This window comes from Klebsiella sp. HC6, assembly GCF_022605325.1.
Taxonomy (GTDB): domain Bacteria; phylum Pseudomonadota; class Gammaproteobacteria; order Enterobacterales; family Enterobacteriaceae; genus Klebsiella; species Klebsiella terrigena.
The window spans coordinates 5,350,647-5,370,969 of record NZ_CP093276.1; the positions used below are offsets into that span (position 1 = coordinate 5,350,647).

Annotated in this window: 14 protein-coding genes; 4 read left to right on the top strand and 10 right to left on the bottom strand. The window is 61.0% G+C overall.

Annotated elements, in window-relative coordinates; genetic code table 11:
* Positions 1 to 10 precede the first annotated feature (10 nt).
* The 8 genes from MMW58_RS25870 to iolD all read right to left on the bottom strand — a co-directional run bounded on the left by MMW58_RS25870 (position 11) and on the right by iolD (position 11,489).
* Positions 11 to 1,390, bottom strand: a complete 1,380-nt coding sequence (locus MMW58_RS25870) for a glycoside-pentoside-hexuronide (GPH):cation symporter (RefSeq protein ID WP_241722402.1) — start codon at positions 1,388 to 1,390, stop codon at positions 11 to 13.
* Positions 1,391 to 1,749: 359 nt separating this feature from the next.
* Positions 1,750 to 3,717 carry a YjhG/YagF family D-xylonate dehydratase gene (locus MMW58_RS25875; RefSeq protein WP_241722403.1) on the bottom strand — a complete coding sequence of 656 codons (1,968 nt, stop codon included), beginning with the start codon at positions 3,715 to 3,717 and terminating at the stop codon, positions 1,750 to 1,752.
* A gap of 14 nt (positions 3,718 to 3,731) precedes the next feature.
* Positions 3,732 to 4,640: a dihydrodipicolinate synthase family protein gene (locus tag MMW58_RS25880; RefSeq protein WP_241722404.1), complete on the bottom strand. Its 909-nt coding sequence runs from the start codon at positions 4,638 to 4,640 to the stop codon at positions 3,732 to 3,734.
* A 354-nt stretch (positions 4,641 to 4,994) separates the two neighbouring features.
* A complete protein-coding gene (locus tag MMW58_RS25885) occupies positions 4,995 to 6,488 on the bottom strand; it encodes a sugar porter family MFS transporter (RefSeq protein WP_159237959.1) in 1,494 nt (497 codons plus the stop codon).
* A 148-nt stretch (positions 6,489 to 6,636) separates the two neighbouring features.
* Positions 6,637 to 7,536: a myo-inosose-2 dehydratase gene (iolE, locus tag MMW58_RS25890; RefSeq protein WP_045853276.1), complete on the bottom strand. Its 900-nt coding sequence runs from the start codon at positions 7,534 to 7,536 to the stop codon at positions 6,637 to 6,639.
* Between the two features lie 23 nt (positions 7,537 to 7,559).
* Positions 7,560 to 8,444, bottom strand: a complete 885-nt coding sequence (locus MMW58_RS25895; protein WP_045853277.1) for a sugar phosphate isomerase/epimerase family protein — start codon at positions 8,442 to 8,444, stop codon at positions 7,560 to 7,562.
* Between the two features lie 42 nt (positions 8,445 to 8,486).
* Entirely contained in the window at positions 8,487 to 9,500 is a 1,014-nt protein-coding gene (gene iolG / locus MMW58_RS25900) for a bifunctional inositol 2-dehydrogenase/D-chiro-inositol 1-dehydrogenase (protein WP_133601038.1), read from the bottom strand.
* A 48-nt stretch (positions 9,501 to 9,548) separates the two neighbouring features.
* Positions 9,549 to 11,489: a 3D-(3,5/4)-trihydroxycyclohexane-1,2-dione acylhydrolase (decyclizing) gene (gene iolD, locus MMW58_RS25905; RefSeq protein WP_133601039.1), complete on the bottom strand. Its 1,941-nt coding sequence runs from the start codon at positions 11,487 to 11,489 to the stop codon at positions 9,549 to 9,551.
* A 526-nt stretch (positions 11,490 to 12,015) separates the two neighbouring features.
* Between iolD and MMW58_RS25910 the strand changes: the two genes are divergently transcribed.
* The gene (locus tag MMW58_RS25910) at positions 12,016 to 13,929 is read left to right on the top strand and encodes a bifunctional 5-dehydro-2-deoxygluconokinase/5-dehydro-2-deoxyphosphogluconate aldolase (RefSeq protein ID WP_133601040.1); all 1,914 of its coding nucleotides are present in this window, start codon (positions 12,016 to 12,018) and stop codon (positions 13,927 to 13,929) included.
* A 149-nt stretch (positions 13,930 to 14,078) separates the two neighbouring features.
* Complete coding sequence (locus tag MMW58_RS25915) at positions 14,079 to 14,936, top strand: MurR/RpiR family transcriptional regulator (RefSeq protein ID WP_045853281.1); 858 nt, start codon at positions 14,079 to 14,081, stop codon at positions 14,934 to 14,936.
* 267 nt (positions 14,937 to 15,203) lie between these two features.
* On the opposite strand, the gene iolB is transcribed toward MMW58_RS25915, so the two are convergent.
* On the bottom strand, positions 15,204 to 16,013 hold the full coding sequence (gene iolB, locus MMW58_RS25920; protein WP_159237536.1) for a 5-deoxy-glucuronate isomerase: 810 nt from the start codon (positions 16,011 to 16,013) through the stop codon (positions 15,204 to 15,206).
* A gap of 18 nt (positions 16,014 to 16,031) precedes the next feature.
* Entirely contained in the window at positions 16,032 to 17,537 is a 1,506-nt protein-coding gene (locus MMW58_RS25925; RefSeq protein ID WP_045853283.1) for a CoA-acylating methylmalonate-semialdehyde dehydrogenase, read from the bottom strand.
* Positions 17,538 to 17,888: 351 nt separating this feature from the next.
* On the opposite strand from MMW58_RS25925, the gene MMW58_RS25930 reads away from it, so the two are divergent.
* Both MMW58_RS25930 and MMW58_RS25935 read left to right on the top strand, forming a co-directional pair.
* Positions 17,889 to 18,710 carry a TIM barrel protein gene (locus MMW58_RS25930; protein ID WP_241722405.1) on the top strand — a complete coding sequence of 274 codons (822 nt, stop codon included), beginning with the start codon at positions 17,889 to 17,891 and terminating at the stop codon, positions 18,708 to 18,710.
* 99 nt (positions 18,711 to 18,809) lie between these two features.
* Positions 18,810 to 20,312, top strand: a complete 1,503-nt coding sequence (locus MMW58_RS25935) for a helicase HerA-like C-terminal domain-containing protein (RefSeq protein WP_241722406.1) — start codon at positions 18,810 to 18,812, stop codon at positions 20,310 to 20,312.
* Positions 20,313 to 20,323: the final 11 nt, after the last annotated feature.

The following is a 20,323-nucleotide window of genomic DNA, read 5'->3' on the forward strand; positions in this document are numbered from 1 at the left end:
TGCCTCCCTCTTAGTTGGATGCTGCGGCCGCGGCGCCGGGAACGTCTTCACTCTGCGCCGCGCGATGCTTAAGCAGCTGCCGGCTGATGGCCTCAACGCGCTCGTCGCTCAGCTTATAAAGTGAGAGCATGATGAACATGCCGACGTAGAGCACCACCGGCACCACGCAGAACAGGATTTTAATGGTGGTGAGCACTTCCACCGGCTGCACGCTGCTGCTGGCGGAGTAGTTCACAAAGGCGAGAACCCAGCCCACCACCGCGCCGCCGATCGCCAGGCCAATCTTCAGGCTGAACAGATAGGTGGAGAACACCAGGCCGTCGAGGCGGCGGCCGCTGCGGCTCTCTTCGTAATCCACCACGTCGGAGGCCATCAGCCACTGCAGCGGCGTGGTGGTGTTAAAGATGAACAGGAAAACGATGTTGAGCGCGAAAATCAGCCCAATCTGTTCGGCAGGGATAAAGAACAGCAGCAGGCTTAACAGCGAATAGACGACGATAATCCCTTTGAAGGCCTTCACCCGATCGAAGCGCCCTAGCAGGCGCGACGAGGCCAGCGAGCCGAACATGGTGGCGATGCTGCCGTACAGCAGAAACTGCATCGCCATCTCCGGGTGATCCATCACGTATTTGACGAAGTAGAGCGTCGCCCCGCCGCGCACCACGTTGGAACAGGTCGCCATCATTTTGAAGGTGCACATGATCCGCCATTGGGTATTGCCGAACAGCAGCCGGAGATCTTTCATCACCGAAGCGCCCGGCTGCACCTCAAAGGTGTAGCGCTCTTTGGTGGTAAAGAAGCAGACGTACAGCAGCACCACGCCGGTCAGCCCCAGCACGCACATCGCGCCAAAGTAGCCCACCTGCTCGTTGCCCTTGCCGATGATCCCCACCAGCGGCAGCGCGATACCGCTGATCGCCAGCGATCCGGCGGCGGCGAGGAAAAAGCGCCACGACTGCAGCGTGTGGCGCTCTTTCGGATCGGCGGTGATCACCCCCGGCATCGCGCAGTAGGGCACGTTGACGAAGGTGTACACCAGCGTCAGCAGGATATAGGTGATGCTGGCATAGATGATTTTACCCTGCGCGGAGAAGTCCGGCGTGTAGAAGGTCAGCATGCAGACGAGGCCAAACGGGATCGCCCCCCACAACAGGAACGGGCGGAACTGACCGTAGCGGGTGCGGGTGCGATCCACCAGCAGCCCCATCAGCGGATCGGTAACGGCATCCAGCACGCGCGAAATTAAGAACAGCGTGCCCATCACCCCGGCGGAAAGCCCAAAGACGTCGGTATAGAAATAGGCCAGCAAGAACATCGTCGCCTGCCAGACAAAGCCGCAGGCGGTGTCGCCCAGCCCGTAGCCAATTTTATCTTTCATGGTTAATTGCATATTTATCCCCAACCCCAGAGAGTGGAATGATGCAAACGTCAGGGGCCTGAAGAGGGCAAAAAAATACCCGCAGCGTCGTCAGGAAAACACCCGTGATGCGTGTGCCTAATTCACGTTGTCGTGTTAATAGAGTGTAATGAGCCGCTCGTTTTTACGGCAATGACCATTTTTAATTTATGAATTATGTTTTTTTGTTTTTGTGATTAGGGTTGGGATAAAGAGGAAGCTGAATAAATATTTTTAGCTTTTATTTTTAACGGCTTATTGAATAACAAAATCCTCAATAAATAGACTTTTTAGGGCAACGAAAATTCGCCCGCGGAATATTTTCCGCAGGCTAAAATTAACCGCTTAATTATTTATAGGTCGAGGGCTTTTTTCCCGGCGTTAATAACCTCAATAATTTTATCGGTATCATAAATACAGCCTTTCCAGGTGCCGCCGCTCACCGACTGCAGCGCGGCCCAGAGGCGCGTATCGTCCGGTAAAAAATCGTGAGGGTGCAGATCCGGATGCGGCGCTCTCGCCGCCAGCGCCAGGGCGCCCTCCTCCGGCGTCAGGCGCGCCTCCGCCGTGCCGATAAAGTTCACGCTGCCGGTCAGGGCAAGACGGTCAACCACGATCTCGATGATATCGTTATCGCGCAGCCTGCCGATGGGCCCGCCCGCCAGCGCCTCGGGCGCCACGTGGCCAAAACAGGCGCCGGTCGAGACGCCGGAGAAGCGCGCGTCGGTGATCAGCGAAACCGTTTTGCCCCACGACACGTGCTTCAGCGCCGAGGTGAGCTGGTAGGTCTCCTCCATGCCGGTGCCGGACGGCCCGCCGCCGATCACCACCATGATATCGCCCCGCTCAATCTCGCCGTTTTTAATCGCCCCGATCGCCCGCGCCTCCGAGACAAATACCCGCGCCCGGCCGGTATGGCGGTATACGCCGTCGTCGTCCACCACCGACGGGTCAATGGCCGTGGCTTTGACTACCGAACCTTCCGGCGCGATGTTGCCCACCGGGAAGGCCACCGTCGAGGTGAGCCCTTTCGCCCTGGCGCGCTCCGGCGGCAGGATCACGTCATCCGGATCGACGCCGTCCTGCTCCAGCAGGCACTGGCGGAACTTCTGCCGACGCTCAGAGGCCTGCCACCAGTCGAGGTTTTCCCCGACCGTCTGGCCCGTGACCGTCATGGCGTCGAGGTGCAGCAGGCCGAGATCGCGCAGGTGCAGCATCACTTCCGGCACGCCGCCGGCGAGGAACGCGCGCACCGTCGGATGGTAGTCCGGGCCGTTGGGCAGCACGCTGACCAGCCGCGGGACCTTGCGGTTGATGCGCGTCCAGTGCTCGACGTCGGGAATGGTGCAGCCCGCCGCGTGGGCAACGGCCGGAATATGCAGCAGCAGATTGGTTGAGCCGCCAAACGCGGCGTGGAGCACCATCGCGTTTTCGATGGCCTTATCGGTCAGGATATCGCGGGTGGTAATGCCGCGATTATCCAGCTCGCTCACCGCCCTTGCCGACTGGCGGGAGATCTCCAGCCACACGTCCTGCCCGGACGGGGCCAGCGCCGAGTGCGGCAGCGCCATGCCCAGCGCTTCTGCCACCACCTGCGAGGTCCCGGCGGTGCCTAAAAACTGGCAGCCGCCGCCCGGCGACGCGCAGGCCCGGCAGCCGAGTTCCGCCGCTTCCTGCAGCGACAGCTCGTGGTTGGCGTAGCGCGCGCCAATGGTCTGCACCTTTCCGGCATCTTCGCCAAAGGTTGGCGGCAGCGTCGCCCCGCCGGGCACGAGGATCGTCGGCAGATTATGCATCGCCGCCAGGGCGATCATCGTCGCCGGCAGCCCCTTGTCGCAGGTGGCGACGCCGATCACCGCCCGCCGGGTTGGCAGGGAGCGGATCAGGCGGCGAAACACGATCGCCGCGTCGTTGCGGTACGGCAGGGAGTCGAACATCCCGTGGGTGCCCTGGGAGCGTCCGTCGCACGGATCGCTGACGAAGGCGGCGAAGGGAATGCCGCCACTGCGGGTGATCTCCTTTGCCGCCGCCTGCATCTGCAGGCCAATCTCCCAGTGCCCGGTATGGTAGCCCAGCGCGATCGGCCGGCCGTCGCCGGCGCGAATGCCGCCCTGGGTGCCGACGATCAGCACCTCTTTCCCCGTCAGCTTGTTGGCGTCCCAGCCCATGCCAGCGTTCTGCGTCATGCCGAACAGGTTGCCGCTCGGCGACTCCATCAGCATCTGCGGCGTCAGCGGCAGCGCGCCCTGAGGGCCGGCGGCGTGGGTAGTGACCGCATAGAATGCATCGTCCTGCGGAGTGAAAATCTTGTCGATGGTCATCGTCTTTTTCCGTATCAGCAGAGCTTGAGCCGTTGCAGCAGCGCTTTGAGCTGCGCCTTGCCGGCCTCACTCAGCGGCGAGGCCGGCGGCAGCACGTGCGTTGACAGCGGCCGGCCGCACAGGACCGTCGCCTCTTTAATCACGTTCACGAACGGCGTATCGAGCTGGTAGATCTGCGGGATTTGCAGCAGCGTCTGATGATAGCTTGCCGCCTGCGCCAGGTCGCCGTCGCGGAAGGCCTGCAGCAGCTTCACCGACAGCTGCGGCGCAAAGTTAGCGCTGGCCGAGATCGCCCCGTCGCCGCCCAGCAGCAGCGTATTGAACAGGTGATCGTCGTAGCCGCAGAGCACCGAGAAGTTCGGGTGCGCCGATTTTACGGTCAGGATCATGCTGCGCAGGTGGGCAACAGAATCGATGGTGTCTTTGATGCCGACGATATTGCTGCGTGAATCCGCCAGGGTTTTGACCAGCACCGGCGTCAGGTCCTGGCCGCTGAGCGCCGGGAAGTTATACAGGATCACCGGCAGCGTGACGCAGTCCGCCACCTGCTGGTAGTAACGGATCAGGTTCTGTTCCGACACTTTCCAGTAGTAGGGGTTAATCACCACAATGCCGTCAGCTCCCGCCGCCTGCGCATGCTGGCTGAGCTCAACGGTCTCCCGCGCGTTGGTGCCGCCGGTGCCAATCAGAACCGGCACCCGCCGATCGACGTGGCCAATGGCGAACGCCGCAACCGCCTTGCGCTCTTCGGTGCCGAGCTGCGAGAACTCCCCGCCGCTGCCGAGGAAGAACAGGCCGTCAACGCCCGCGGCGATCGTATCGTCAATAAGCGCCGCGAAGCCCGGCTTATCAAGCTGGCCGTCGACGGTAAAGATGGTGGAAACAGGCGGAATAATCCCCGAGAACTGCACGGTCTGCTGCATGAGATCTCCTTGCTGATGCATTGCTCGACATTTTTGTTCTATATTATAGAACAGCGTTCGTTTATTTACCGATCATACTATGCTGCCGGGAAAGGGAAGGTAAATGGGGTTGCGGACGCAGGTGCCGATTTTTCAGGCTGGATCACATAATGCTGCAACGGCGCTGATCTATAGCGCCGCTAAGCGCAGCGGAGGCGGAGAAAATCCTCCGGCCGTCGTTCTTGCAGGGGCGGCGCGAGAGGAGAAAATACCCGAGGTGGCGCGTGGCGTCCGACAGGGCTGCAGGAGCGCGGGCCCGCAGCCCCGTCTCCCCGCCAGGCCCGGGCCTGACGGGATGCTTGGGTTAACGCTAACTCAGGCCTTATCCGCCTGGGATTCGGCCCACATCTTACGCGCGGCCCTGCGCTCTTCGCTGGTATCAAGCCGGTCCTGCAGATAGTGCTCAATCTGCTCGAGGCTGCGGTTGCGGGTTTCCGGCACGCATTTAATGACGAACAGCGCGCCAAACACGCCGATCCCGGCGAAGATAAAGAAGGTTCCGGAGAGGCCAATCCACGACAGCAGTATCGGGAAGAAGAGCGAAATCAGGAAGTTGGCGATCCACATTGAGAACACCGCCCCGCCCATAAAGATCCCGCGCAGGCGGGTGGGGAAAATCTCCGACAGCAGCAGCCAGGTCACCGGCGACAGCGCCCCCTGCTGGAAGCTGAGGAACAGCAGCATGCCCACCAGCACCATATAGGCCCGCAGCGCGTCCGGCTGGCCGTTGACGGTTTCCGGCAGCAAATAGCTCACCGCGCCGATAAACACCAGGCAGGCGGTACAGCCAAACTGGCCGATCATGGTCATCGTCCGGCGGCCAATTTTACCCAGCATCCAGATGCCGACAAAGGTCATCAATACCGACACAACCCCGTTGGCGATGGTGGCAAACAGCGCGGCGTTATCGCTCATCCCCACCGACGTCAGCACCGTTGGCGCGTAGTACATAATGGTGTTTACGCCGGTAAGCTGCTGAATAACGGCAATACCGATACCAATCATAAACAGCTTAAACAGCCACGGGGTCATAATTTCGCGGAACCGCGGCTTGCCGAGACTGCGCTGCTCGTCGAGGGTTTCGCTAATCTCCATCAGCTCCCATTCGACGTCCTCTTTGCGGCGGGTGCGCTCCAGAACCCGGCGCGCTTCCGCCAGGCGCCCTTTCATCGCGTACCAGCGCGGCGAATCCGGCATAAACATCATGCCAAACCACAGCAGCACGGCGGGCAGCGTGGCGACCGCCAGCATCCAGCGCCAGGTACTCTCCCCGCCCCACACGGCGTGGAAACCCGCGTTCGAGATATAGGCCAGCAGCTGGCCCGAGACAATCATCAGCTCCTGCAGCGTCACCAGCTGACCGCGCCTGTTCGCCGGCGCCATTTCGGCGATATAGACCGGCACGGTCGCCGCCGCGCCGCCAACCGCCACGCCGAGCACCAGGCGAAAGAAAATCATCCAGCTCACGTCGGGCGCCAGCGCGGTACCGATGGCGCCAATGGCGAAGATAACCGCCAGCCAGAGGATGATTTTCTTTCTACCCGCCGCGCTGGCCATATAGCCGGAAAGCAGCGCGCCGAACGCGGCACCGAACAGCAGCGAGCTGGTCACCAGGCCGGTGGTGAACGGGGTGAGATGCAGCTCATTGCCCATAAACAGCAATGCGCCGGAGATAACGCCGGTATCGTAGCCGAACAGCAAACCGCCGAGCGTTGCTATCAGCGCAACGACCTTCACAAACGGCGTGGTCGGGGCGTCGCTATTGGGCCCCGAGGCCCTGTTGAGGGTGAGATATTGTTCCTTTGACATAAAAGACTCCAGTAACCTGCCTTGTAGGGGGAGATCCGCTCTGGTCTGAATGCAGAGGCGATGGCCTCACTGACGTGTTTATTTGATTAGCGCACAGCGCCGGGAAAAAGCAGGCCACGCTGCTGCATGGCCTGAAGTGAAGCAACGATTAAATTCCTGCCGTTTCGCGAATATATTTCCGCGCCTTCAGCGCATATTCGAAGGGGTTGGCCAGCGCAGGATCCTGCTCGGCTTCCACCACCATCCAGCCCTTGTAGCCAAAATCATCCAGCAGCTTAAATACCGGACGGAAATCAATTGTGCCGTCGCCGGGCACGGTAAAGGTGCCCTTCTTCACGCCGTCGAGGAAGGAAAGCCCCTCGCGGCGCACCTGCTCAATCACCGCCGGGCGCACGTCCTTCAGGTGCACGTGGTTGATACGCGGCAGATATTTTTTGAGGATCGCCAGCATCGGCTCTTCGCCGCCTTCGGAGTACCAGGCGTGGCCGGTGTCGTACAGCAGGAAGACGCCGTCATCCACCAGCGACATAAACTTATCGATCTCTGCCGTCGTTTGAACGCCGGTTCCCATGTGGTGGTGCAGGCAAACCTGCATCCCTTTTTCCGCGGCCAGGCGCCCCAGGGTGTTGTAGCCCTCGGCAACCCGCTGCCACTCCTCTTCGCTAAAGCACGGCTTGGCGTCGGCCAGAATCGGCTTGTCCAGCCCCTGGATGCTGCCGCTCTGCTCGGAGCAGCCGATCACCTTCGCCCCCATCGCATGGAGGAAATTCATATGGTTAACGAATTCATCAATGGTTTTCTCGCGCTGCCCGTCGGCAAAAAAGGTGCTAAACCAGGCGTTGCAGATCTGGATACCGCGGATCGCCAGCATCGGCTGCAGCACCGCCGGATCGCGGGGATATTTACTGCCGACTTCGCTGCCGCTAAAGCCCGCCAGCGCCATTTCGCTGACGATCTGCTGGAAGGTATTTTCGCCGCCCAGCTCCGGCATGTCGTCGTTAGTCCAGCCGATCGGGGCGATAGCGAGTTTGATATTATCTTTGTTCATTAGGTTGCTCCTGCCGCCGCGCCTTAACGACGCAGCAATTCACGTTCGATGAGTTCACGGGTTTCCACTGCCTGGTACTTCATCTTCTCCGGGTAGCCGAACAGGGAGGCGGCCACAATCGGCTCGCCGCCGACTTTGAACGTCCGTTCGGCAAATTTCATCTCGCGCAGCGTGCGGAACAGCGCGTTGAAATCTACGTCCCCTTCGCCGACGCCCACGTGCTGGTGCACGGCGGCATCAACGCCCGGCGGGTTAACGATGTAACGGCAGTGCCTGGTATGGTTGCGGGTATCGGCGATCAGCACGTGGGAGAGATCGTCGCCGGCGTAGCGCAGCATCTTCTCCACGTCGCCTTTCCCTTTGTCATAAAAGAAGGTGTGCGGCACGCTGTACACGTACTTCACGTTGTCGCTGCGGAACGACTTCACGATATCGACGGTTTCGTTGTTCTCTTCGCAGAAGTCCCACGGATGGGCCTGGATCTCGACGCGAATGCCTTCGCGCTCAAAGATCGGCAGCAGCTCCTCCATCGAGCGATAGAACATCTCTTCGCAGATCTCCGGCTGGTTGGGATCGCCGGAGAACTCGGTGTTGATCACCTGGACGCCCATCTCCACCGCGACTTCGATCAGCCGCTTCCAGTTTTTTACCGCCGCCTGGCGACGCGCTTCATCCGGACCCGACCAGCGATAGACGCAGATAAATGAAGAGAGCTCAACGCCGGTGTCGCGCAGCGCCTGCCTGTACTCGGCAATCACTTCGCGACCGGCGCGCGGGTGCTTATAGAACGGGTTAATCTGCGGGTGCGGCGACTGCTCAATATAGCGGTAGCCCCACTCCGCTACCTGATGCACCATCCCGCTAATCCCGAGGTCTTTAATCACATCCACATCAAAGGCAATTTTCATCGTCGAGTCCTGTTTGCAGAGGTTGCGCAGACGCGGCCGCGCTTAGCGCTGATAGAAAGCCGGGCACTCCGGCAGCGCGACCGCGACCGGCCCGGTGCTTTCCTGCGCCTGCAGGCAGGCGTCGGCGGCGACGGAGGCGGCATAGCCATCCCACGCCGACGGGCCCTGCAGCCTGCCGGCCTGCACGTCGTTGATAAAGGCCTGCAGCTCGACATCGTAGGCTTTGATAAAGCGGTCTTTCCAGTCGGTGAGGATCGGGGTTGAGAGGTTCGCCGCCTTGCGCATCTGCACCGCCGAGGGTTCCGGCAGGCGCGCAATCCCGGTTTCGCCCACCACTTCGCACTGAATGTCATAGCCGTACTGGCAGTTGACGAAAACCTCGACGTCGATCAGGGCGCCTTTTTTGGTTTCAAACGAGACGATCTGCGGATCTCTCAGCCGGGCGTGGGTGTGGGAAGTGGCGCGCGGGAAGCGAACCTGCACCGAGCGATAGTCATCGTTCAGCAGCCAGCGCAGCACGTCCAGCTCGTGGATCAGGGTGTTGGTGATCGCCATATCGGTGGTGTAGTTCTCGCCGACGCTCTGGTTGCGGTGCGCGCACTTCAGCATCAGCGGCGCGCCAATGTCGCCGTCATCAATTACTTTTTTCAGCGCCAGGTAGCCTTCATCGTACGGACGCATAAAGCCGACCTGTACCAGCCTGCGGCCGGCTTTTATTTCGGCATCGACAATGCGGCGGCAGCCTTCGGCGCTCATCGCCAGCGGCTTTTCGCAAAATACCGGCTTGCCGGCGGCAATCGCCGCGAGGGTGTACTCTTCGTGGGTCGGGTCCCATGAGGTCACCAGGATAGCGTCAACGTCGCTGGCGTTAATCACGTCGTGGCCGTCGGCGTAGACTTCAGCGTGAACGCCGGGCAGCGCAACCGCCGCCCGCGCGTTGTCGGCATTGATGTCCGAAACGGCCACCACCGTGGCCCCCTGTAATACCTGCGTGCAGCGACGGATATGCTCTTTACCAATGGCGCCTGCGCCGATGACGCCTAATCTGAGTGACATAATAGTGTTCTCCCGCGGTTCTGTAGGGTTCAGGGTAAGTGTTCTGTTTTAGTAATCCCGCGCCTCGGCGCGTTTTTCATTAATCTGCTCTGCGACTTTGCGGATCCGCTCGGACAGCGCCGTCTGGGCCACGCCGACGTTCCACCAGCTGCCGTACTTATGCACCATGGTTTTCGGCAGCACTTTAATATCAATCAGCGTGCTGACCGTTTCGCGACGCGCGGCGTCCAGCGCCTGGCGCAGTTCATCAAGGGTGGTGACGCGCCAGGTTTTGCAGCCGTAGCCCGCGGCGATGGTCGCGAAATCGACCGGCACCAGGCCGCCCTGCAGCCGCCCGCTCTCCGCCGAGCGGTAGCGGAACTCGGTGCCGAAGCTGTCCATACCGTGCTCGATCTGCAGGTTGTTAATACAGCCGTTGGCCATGTTATCGAGCAGCACGATGTTGATCTTGGCGCGCTCCTGTAAAGAGGTGACCAGCTCGGAGTGCAGCATCATGAATGAGCCGTCGCCCACCAGCGAATAGACCTCGCTTTGCGGCTGCGCCAGCTTCACGCCCAGCGCGGCATTCACCTCGTAGCCCATGCAGGAGTAGCCGTACTCAACGTGATAGGTGTTGGTCGCCCGGTTGCGCCAGACGCGCTGCAGATCGCCGGGCAGGCTGCCCGCCGCCGCCACGATCACCGCGTCGGAGGCCAGCGTTTCGTTCAGCACGCCCAGCACGCTGCACTGCGTTAAGGTTGAATCCGTGATCTGGCGGAATTCGCGGTACACCGCATCGCGATCCAGGCGGTCGTCAATTTCCGGGACGAAGGACTCCTCCTGCCATACCGCCTGATAGACGCGCTGGGTCTCTTTCAGCTGGCGGCTCTGAACGCTGTCGATCTGCGCTCCCCATTCCGCCTGCCAGGACTCTCCCGCCAGCGCGTCGTCCAGCGCGGTGAGCGCTTCGCGGGCATCGGCCAGCAGCGGGATCCCGTCCAGCTTCCAGGCGTCAAAATTGCTGACGTTGACGTTGAGGAAGCGCACGCCGGGATGCTGGAAAAGCCATTTTGAGGCGGTGGTGAAATCGCTGAAGCGGGTGCCGACACCGATCACTAAGTCGGCCTCTTTCGCCAGCAGGTTGGCCGCCAGGCAGCCGGTTTCGCCCACCCCGCCAACGTTCAGCGGATGGGAGGAGACCACCGAGCCTTTCCCGGCCTGCGTTTCCGCAAAGGGGATGCCGTAGCGTTCGGCAAAGCGGGACAGCGCCTCGCCGGCACCGGCGTACTTCACCCCGCCGCCGCAGATAATCAGCGGCTTGCGGCTGGCCTTAATCGCCGCCAGCGCGTCCGCCAGCTGCGCGGCGCTGGCCGGGCGACGATCGAGCCGATGCACGCGTCGGGCAAAGAAAGAGAGCGGATAATCCCAGGCTTCGCCCTGAACGTCCTGCGGCAGACAGAGGGTCACGGCGCCGGTCTCTGCCGGGTCGGTCAGAACGCGCATCGCGTTAATACAGGCGCTCATCAGCTGCTCCGGGCGCGTAATACGGTCCCAGTATTTGCTCACCGCGCGAAACGCGTCGTTGGTGCTGATGCTCAGGTCATAGCTCTGTTCAACCTGCTGCAGGACGGGGTCGGGCTGACGGGTCGCAAAGACGTCGCCGGGCAGCAGCAGCAGAGGAATACGGTTGGCGGTCGCGGTGGCCGCGGCGGTAATCATGTTGGCGGCACCCGGCCCCACGGAGGAGGTGCAGGCGATGATCTGCCGGCGCAGAGACTGTCTGGCAAAGCCGGTCGCCGCGTGCGCCATCCCCTGCTCGTTACGCCCCTGGAATACCCGCATTTCGCCGCTGTCCTGCTCCAGCGCCTGGCCCAGCCCCAGCACGTTGCCGTGGCCGAAGATGGCAAAAATACCTTTGACGAATTTATGCTCTTCGCCATCGACTTCCAGATACTGGTTATCAAGGAACTTCACCAGCGCCTGCGCCATTGTCAGTCTCAGTTTGCCCATGTTGCACAATCCTTATTGTTCAGTATTTGTGTGTGGGTTAGCGCTTTTGCCCCTGCGGCGATACCGGAAGAGGTAGAGGGAAATCGTTAACGGCCACTGGAATACTGTTGGATTATAGGCAAACATTTTTTTCATTAAACATAAATACAGAAAAAACATTTCATTTTGCGAGAAGGATCAAACTCTCGGCGCATTTCACTCGTTTCATCGACATCGGCGCGCAACCCGCCTCCCATTCCACGTCGTGCCACAGGCAAATATCCTTTTAAAAATCAGGTATAAAGATGCTTATTACTCACCCTTTTTCATGCAAGAGCAGCCGGCACCGGCAAACCTTTGTATAATGGTGCCCGGCGCCGCAGAGTGGTAGATCCCTCACACTTTTGGTTTTTTAATTTCGATCCAATTTGCAAATGAAATATTTATTTCTCAAACTAAGGGGAATCGTTCACTCTCAGGCTGTTTGTGGAGACCTCGTCGATATCGACCCTTCCGTACAGCAGACATGCAAAAGGAAACCCTAGCTATGAATGCAGCAGTAAAGCGGCTCGACGTCATCTGTATTGGCCGGGTGGCTGTCGACCTCTATGCCCAGCAGATTGGCGCAAGGCTGGAAGATGTCGCCAGTTTCTCTAAATATCTGGGCGGCTCCTCGGGCAACGTGGCCTTTGGCACCGCCATTCAGGGATTAAAATCGGCAATGCTTGCCCGCGTGGGTGATGAGCACAATGGCCGCTTTTTACGGGAAACGCTAAGCCGTGCCGGGGTCGATACCGAATACCTGATAACCGACCAGCAGCGCCTTACCGCGCTGGTGATGCTGGGGATTAAAGATCAGGAAACCTTCCCGCTCATTTTTTACCGCGACAACTGCGCCGATATGGCGCTGACGCCGGAAGATATTAAGGAAGAGTACATCGCCTCCTCCCGGGCGCTGGCGATCACCGGTACGCACCTTTCGCATGCCAACACCCGCGCAGCGGTGCTGAAAGCGCTGGAGTACGCCCGCCGCCACGGCCTGCGGACGGCGCTGGATATCGACTATCGCCCGGTTCTTTGGGGATTAACCTCGCCCGGCGACGGTGAAACGCGTTTCATTGCTTCCGGTTCCGTCACCCGTCAGCTGCAGGAAGTGCTACATCTGTTCGATTTAGTGGTCGGTACAGAAGAAGAGTTTCATATTGCCGGCGGCAGCACCGATACGCTGACGGCGCTGAAAAACGTCCGCCACGCCACCAAAGCCACCCTGGTGTGCAAGCGCGGCCCGATGGGCTGCGTGGTGCTGGAAGGCGAGATCCCCGACGGCTGGGACAGCGTGCCGCTGCAGCAGGGCGTGCGGGTGGAGGTGCTCAACGTACTGGGCGCCGGCGATGCCTTTATGTCCGGCCTGCTGCGCGGCTGGCTGAACGATGAGGGCTGGGAGCAGGCCTGCCGCTACGCTAACGCCTGCGGGGCGCTGGTGGTCTCTCGCCACGGCTGCGCGCCGGCGATGCCGACGAAAGTGGAGCTGGATGACTATCTGCTGCGCGCGGAATCGGTCCCGCGCCCGGACCTCGACGCGCGCCTGAACCATCTCCATCGGGTGACCAGCCGCCGCCAGCAGTGGCCTGAGCTGTGCATCTTCGCCTTTGACCACCGCAAGCAGCTGGCGGAGCTGGTGCAGGAAACCGGTCGCGACACGGCCTGCATCCCGCAGCTCAAGCTGCTGCTGCTGGCCGCCGCCGAAGCGGCGGCGCAGGAGGCCGGGCTCGATCGGCGCAGCGGTATCCTCGCCGATGGCACCTACGGCCAGCGCGCGCTGAACGCCATTACCGGCAAAGGCTGGTGGATCGGGCGGCCAATCGAGCTGCCGGGCTCTCGCCCGCTGCGTCTTGAGCACGGTAATATCGGCTCCCAGCTGATCGACTGGCCGCTGGAACAGGTGGTTAAGTGCCTGGTCTTCTATCATCCGGCCGACCCGGCGGCGCTGCGCGCCGAGCAGGATGCGCTGCTGCTGGAGGTCTGGCAGGCCTGCAATAAGTCCGGGCACGAGCTGCTGCTGGAAGTGATCCTGCCGGAAAGCGGTCCGGATAAGGACGAGCGCCACTATTACGCCATGCTGGAACATTTTTACCGGCTCGGTATCCAGCCCGACTGGTGGAAACTGCCGCCGCTCTCCAGCGCGAACTGGGAGAAGATCGCCGCGCTGATCGAACGCGAAGATAGCCTGTGCCGCGGGATCCTGATCCTTGGCCTCGACGCGCCGCCCGATCGCCTGCGCGCCGGATTCGCCGAGGCCGCGAACCACCCTATCATCAAAGGCTTTGCCGTCGGGCGTACCATCTTTGGTCAGCCTTCACGCCGCTGGATGCAGGGCGAGCTTAGCGATGAGGCGCTGATCGATGAGGTGAAACGCAACTACCTGGCGCTTATCGGCTACTGGCGCGAAGCCCGCGGCTAATCCTGTTCAGCCCGCACCTTCCCCCTCCGGTGCGGGCTTTTTCGCTTTCTTCGTGAAATGAATCGCGTATTTCATCGCAAAAAATGAAAAATTCGCTTCATTTGGTACACTGGAAGTTATATTTCTTTCATTTCATCAGAGCGCAATTTATGGCCAATAATCCAACCCAACTTACCATCCTGCAGGATGAGATCAGGCGTCGCTACGAGACGTTAAGCAAACGCTTAAAACAGGTGGCGCGCTATATTCTGGATAACAGCAATAGCGTGGCTTTCGATACCGTAGCCTCTATTGCCCAGCAGGCCGACGTTCCGCCATCCACCCTGATTCGTTTCGCTAATGCTTTTGGCTTCAGCGGCTTTAACGAAATGAAGCAGATGTTCAGACAGCATCTGATGGAAGAGACCGCCAACTATACCGAGCGCGCGCGCCTGTTCCGCCAGACCACCAGCGATGAGAGCTCGCCGCCGGAAACGCCGACCGAAATTCTCAATATGTTTACCATGGTCAACACCCAGGCGCTGCAGCAGCTTGCCATGCAGACCTCGGGCGACGATCTTGAGCGCGCGGTAGCCCTGCTGGCGGAAGCGGAGAATATCTACGTTATCGGCCTGCGCCGCTCGTTTAGCGTCGCCTCCTATCTGACCTACGCCCTGCGCCACCTTGACCGCAAGGCCTTCCTGATCGACGGACTCGGCGGCATGTTTACCGAACAGCTGAGCCTGGTCGGCCCGAAAGACGTGGTGGTGGCGGTCAGCTTCTCGCCTTACGCCCGCGAGGTGGTTGAGCTGGTTGAGCTCGGCGCTCAGCGCAAGGCGCGGCAGATTGCCATCACCGACAGCCAGGTTAGCCCGCTCGCGGCCTTCAGCGACGTCTGCTTCGTGGTGCGCGAGGCCCAGGTTGACGGGTTCCGCTCGCAGGTGGCTTCGCTCTGTCTCGCCCAGACGCTGGCGGTTTCGCTGGCCCTCAACAGCAGTAAAGATCCGCAGGCCCAGCAGCAGGCCTGAGGCGCCGCCTCCCCGGAGGCGGCGCGCTCGCCCGTCCGGGCGACCACGACCAAACGTTCTCTCTTCTCCCCGGATGGCGGCGTCGGCGCCTTATCCGGGCTGGCGCCGCACGCCTTGTCATCCCGTCCAGTCAGGCGACGTTGTGCAAATTCGCCCCGCCCGCCCCGACGGCCCGTTGTCGGCCCGGGTCGCGCGACCGGGAACGCTCAGGCAACAAAAAAGGCCGGTTAGCAAATCTAACCGGCCCTGCGTCGCGTTGATGGCGTATCAGTCGTGGCGAGGATAGTCGGGGCTATTGATCCACGCGTGATCCTCTTCCCAGCTAAACAGCCACCGGCGATCCGGCCCGGCCATCACGTTCAGATAGTAGCTGTCATAGCCGGCAATCGCCGCCACCGGATGATAGCCGCGCGGCACCATCACCACGTCGTGGTTGTAGGGCGCCATGCAGGCGTCCAGGCTGCGGTCATCGGTATAGACGCGCTGGAAGGCAAAGCCCTGCGGCGGGTCGAAGCGGTGATAGTAGGTCTCCTCCAGCTGGGTCTCGCGGCCCGGAAGCGCGGTATCGTGCTTGTGCGACGGCCACGAGCTGGTGGCCCCCTCATCGGTGTAGACCTCGACCACCAGCAGGCAGTCAGCCTGCGCGCTGTCCGGCAGAATATTATGCACCCGGCGCTGGTTGCGCCCTTTGCCGCGATGCTCAACGCCAACCTCCTGCGGGCGAATCACCCGCGCCGGGAAGCTCCCCTTACCCGGCGCGCTGCAGACCGCCAGCTCGAGATCGGAATCGGCGGTAACCTCGACTTTATCCTGCGGCGGCACGTAGACCGACCACGGCGGCGTGCGCTCAAACGGCGACATCCGCTGCCCGAGGTCCGGGAAGTCGGCCTTCGTCGTTTTGACCGAAGCAAGCCCGGCAACCAGCACCAGGCACAGCTCGCGTTCGCCGCTTTCCAGCGTCACGCTCTGCCCCTTTTTCAGCATCCAGACGTCAAAGCCGATATAGCGCCAGCCGGCGCTTTGCGGCGTAATGTGCTGGATCTGCCCCTCTTTTTGCGATTTAGCCAGTAACGACATGGCGCTCTCCTTCGCCGATTAGCCTAACGTCGGCATGCTGAATTCAGATACGGTTTGCTGCCCTTCCGGCCAGCGGACGGTGGCGGTTTTCATGCGCGTGTAGAAACGCACGCCGTCCGGCCCGTGGACGTTCAGGGCGCCGAAGACCGAGCGCTTCCAGCCGCCAAAGCTGTGGAACGCCATCGGTACCGGCACCGGCACGTTGACCCCGACCATCCCGGCCTGCACGTCATGGACGAATTCACGCGCGGTGTGGCCGCTGCTGGTAAAGACGGCGCTGCCGTTGCCAAACTCGTGGCTGTTCACCAGCTCCAGCGCGCTGTGATAGTCGGCGACGCGCACAATCCCCAGCACCGGCCCGAAAATCTCTTCCCGCCAGATAGTCATCTCCGGCGTCACGTTATCAAACAGCGTCCCGCCAACATAGTAACCCTCATCGTAACCAGGCACCCGCGGCTTACGGCCGTCGACGACCAGCGTCGCGCCTTCGCTGACGCCCTTATCAATATAGCCCAGCACTTTTTTCTGATGGCTGTCGGAAACTACCGGGCCCATTTCGTTCTCTTCTTTACCGCGCATGCAGCCAGGGCCGACCTTCAGCGCCTGCACCAGCGGCTGGAGGCGGGCAATCAGCTTGTCCGCGGTTTCATCGCCGACGGCAACCACCACCGGCAGCGCCATGCAGCGTTCTCCCGCCGACCCAAACGCGCCGCCCATAATCGCGTTCACCGTGGCATCGAGGTCCGCATCCGGCATGACGATCGCATGGTTTTTCGCCGCGCCGAAGGCCTGCACGCGCTTGCCGTGAGCGCTGGCGGTTTTGTAGATATACTCCGCCACGCCGGAGGAGCCGACAAAGCTGACCGCCGCAATGCGCGGGTCGGTGTAAAGCTGCCCGGCATCTTCGTTGCTGCAATGGATCACGTTAAAGACGCCATCCGGCAGGCCCGCCTCTTTGAGCAGCTCCGCAAGACGTACCGCCGCGGTAGGCGCCAGCGCAGGCGGCTTGAGGATAAAGCTGTTGCCGCAGGCCAGCGCCAGCGGGAACATCCACATCGGCACCATTGCCGGGAAGTTAAACGGCGTAATCCCCGCCACCACGCCCAGCGGCTGCATCAGGGAGTAGCTGTCGACGCCGGTACCGACGTCGGATGAATACTCGCCTTTAATCAGGTGCGGGATCCCGCAGGCAAACTCAACCACTTCCAGGCCGCGGGTCAGCTCGCCCAGCGCATCCGACCACACTTTACCGTGCTCGCTCACGATGATCCCCGCCAGCTCTTCGGCATGTTGTTCCAGCAGCATTTTAAAGTTGAACAGCACCCGGGCACGGCGCAGGGGCGTAGTACGCGACCAGCCTTCAAACGCGTCGCGCGCGACCTGAATGGCGTCAGAGACCTCCTGGGCGGTGGAGAGCGTGACTTCGCGCACCACTTTGCCCGTCGCCGGGTCAAACACCGGCATCGTTTCATTGCTGCTGCTGGTAACGGTCTGCCCGCCAATAAAGTTTCCTGTGATCGTCATGTTCTCGCCTCATGGTGTGGAAGGCCAACGCTGCGGCCCATCTCCGATTTTGCTGTGCTATAACCGTAGTAAAATGAAATTTATATTTCAACACAGATATAAAATGAAATTCTAATTTGGTGATGATGGTCGCAATTTTCAGCAATAACGCTTCTGTTCCTGCAAGAAAGCGCGATCGCACGGAAACAGACGCTGCGGCACTTCGGCCCGGCACGTATCGTCCCTTTTGCGCACGCTATTTTGCGAGGCGGCTCAAACAATCACTATTTCACGCATTGCCAATTTTGGAATAAACGTTTTGACTAGAGGGTAATCGAACGAAGCCACTTCATCCTGTTCCCGGAGAGTAAAATGACCATTGCCCAGCACCGCTTCTGCATTAATCGCAAGATCGCCCCTTCGCTGAATATCGAGTCCTTCTTTCGCCTGGTGAACAGCCTCGGGCTGAACAAGGTCGAGCTGCGCAACGATCTCCCCGGCGCAAAGGTGACGGACGACCTCAGCGCCCGCCAGGTGCGCGAACTGGCCGAGCGCTACCATATTGAGATTCTGACCATCAATGCGGTTTATCCCTTCAACTGCCGTACGCCGGAGGTACGCAGCCTGACCGAATCCCTGCTGAAGGAGGCGCAGGCCGTTGGCGCGAAGTCGCTGGTGCTCTGCCCGCTCAACGACGGCCGCGCGGTCTCCACCGACGAGACGCTGAGCGCGCTTCGCGAGCTGGCGCCGCTGTTCTCTTTTTACGGCATCAACGGGCTGGTTGAGCCGCTGGGCTTTCCGCAAAGCTCGCTGCGCTCGGCGGCGCAGGCGCAAACGCTTATTCACGATGCCCGCGTGCCGTTTAAGCTGCTGATCGATACCTTCCACCACCATCTCTACCCGCAGGCGGATGAGGAGTTTAGCCAGCTGGAGATCGACGCTATCGGCCTGGTCCACCTCTCCGGCGTCGAGGATACCCGCCCGCGCGAGGAGCTCACCGACGATGAGCGCATCATGCTGACGCCGCGCGACAGACTGCAGACCTGCGAGCAGGTCAAAAACCTCGAGGCGCGCGGCTATCGGGGCGTTTACGCCTTCGAGCCGTTTGCCCCGGAGCTGGCAAACTGGCGTGAAGAGGATATCCGTCGTGAGGTTGAGCAGAGCATCGCGCTGATCCAGCAGCGCTGCGCCTGAAGAAAATAAACGCCGACTCCGCCCTAAAGTGGCGATTCCCTGCGTCTTTTTGCGGCCAGGTTGCCTATAATCGACGCAGGATAAATGGAGGAATCGACCATGAGCTCACCCCTGCTGATTGCGCGTACGCTGGAAAAACAGCTGCATCTACTCCCCGGAATGGCCAACCGTCACGGCCTGATCACCGGGGCTACCGGGACCGGTAAAACCGTCACGCTGCAGAAGCTGGCGGAGTCCTTTTCCGAAATCGGCGTGCCGGTATTTATGGCCGACGTGAAGGGTGACCTCACCGGTATCGCCGAGGCGGGCCAGAGCAGCGAAAAGCTGCAGGCGCGGCTGGAAAAAATCGGCGTCAGCGACTGGCAGCCGCACGCTAACCCGGTGGTAGTGTGGGATATTTTCGGCGAGAAAGGCCACCCGCTTCGCGCCACGGTCTCCGACCTCGGCCCGCTGCTGCTGGCGCGCCTGCTGAACCTCAACGAGGTCCAGTCCGGGGTGCTGAATATCATTTTCCGCATCGCCGACGACCGCGGCCTGCTGCTGCTCGACTTTAAAGATCTGCGCGCCATTACCCAGTACATCGGCGATAACGCGAAAAGCTTCCAGAACCAGTACGGCAACATCAGCAGCGCCTCGGTGGGAGCTATCCAGCGCGGCCTGCTGACGCTTGAGCAGCAGGGGGCGGAGCACTTCTTCGGCGAGCCGATGCTGGATATCGCGGACTGGATGCGCGTTGATGCCAGCGGCAAAGGGGTGATTAATATCCTCAGCGCTGAAAAGCTGTATCAGATGCCGAAGCTGTACGCGGCCAGCCTGCTGTGGATGCTCTCGGAGCTCTACGAGCGCCTGCCGGAAGCCGGCGATCTGGACAAACCGAAGCTGGTCTTTTTCTTCGACGAGGCGCACCTGCTGTTTAACGACGCGCCGCAGGTTTTACTCGATAAAATTGAACAGGTTATCCGCCTTATTCGCTCCAAGGCTGTGGGGGTTTACTTCGTTTCGCAAAACCCGGCGGATATCCCCGACGCGGTGCTCGGCCAGCTGGGTAACCGGGTGCAGCACGCCCTGCGCGCCTTCACGCCAAAGGATCAGAAGGCGGTAAAAACGGCGGCGCAAACCATGCGCGCCAATCCGGCGTTCAGTACCGAACAGGCGATTCAGGAGCTGGGCACCGGCGAGGCGCTGGTTTCCTTCCTCGACGAAAAAGGCAGCCCTTCGGTGGTAGAGCGCGCGATGGTTATCGCCCCCTGCTCGCGGATGGGGCCGGTGACGGACGACGAGCGTAACGGGCTGATTAACCACTCCGCGCTGTACGGAAAATACGAGGAGGAGGTCGATCGCGAGTCGGCGTTTGAAATGCTGCAAAAAGGGGTACAGGCCACCACCGAGCAGCAGGATGCGCCGCCGGCCAGCGGCCAGCAGAGCAGCGCCGACGACGGCCTGCTCGGCGGCCTGAAGGATATTCTGTTTGGCACCACCGGCCCGCGCGGCGGCAAGCGCGACGGTATTGTGCAAACGGCGGCCAAAAGCGCGGTGCGTCAGGTGACGAATCAGATAGTGAGGGGGATGCTGGGAAGCTTGCTCGGCGGGCGAAAACGGTAGGTTAGTGCCCC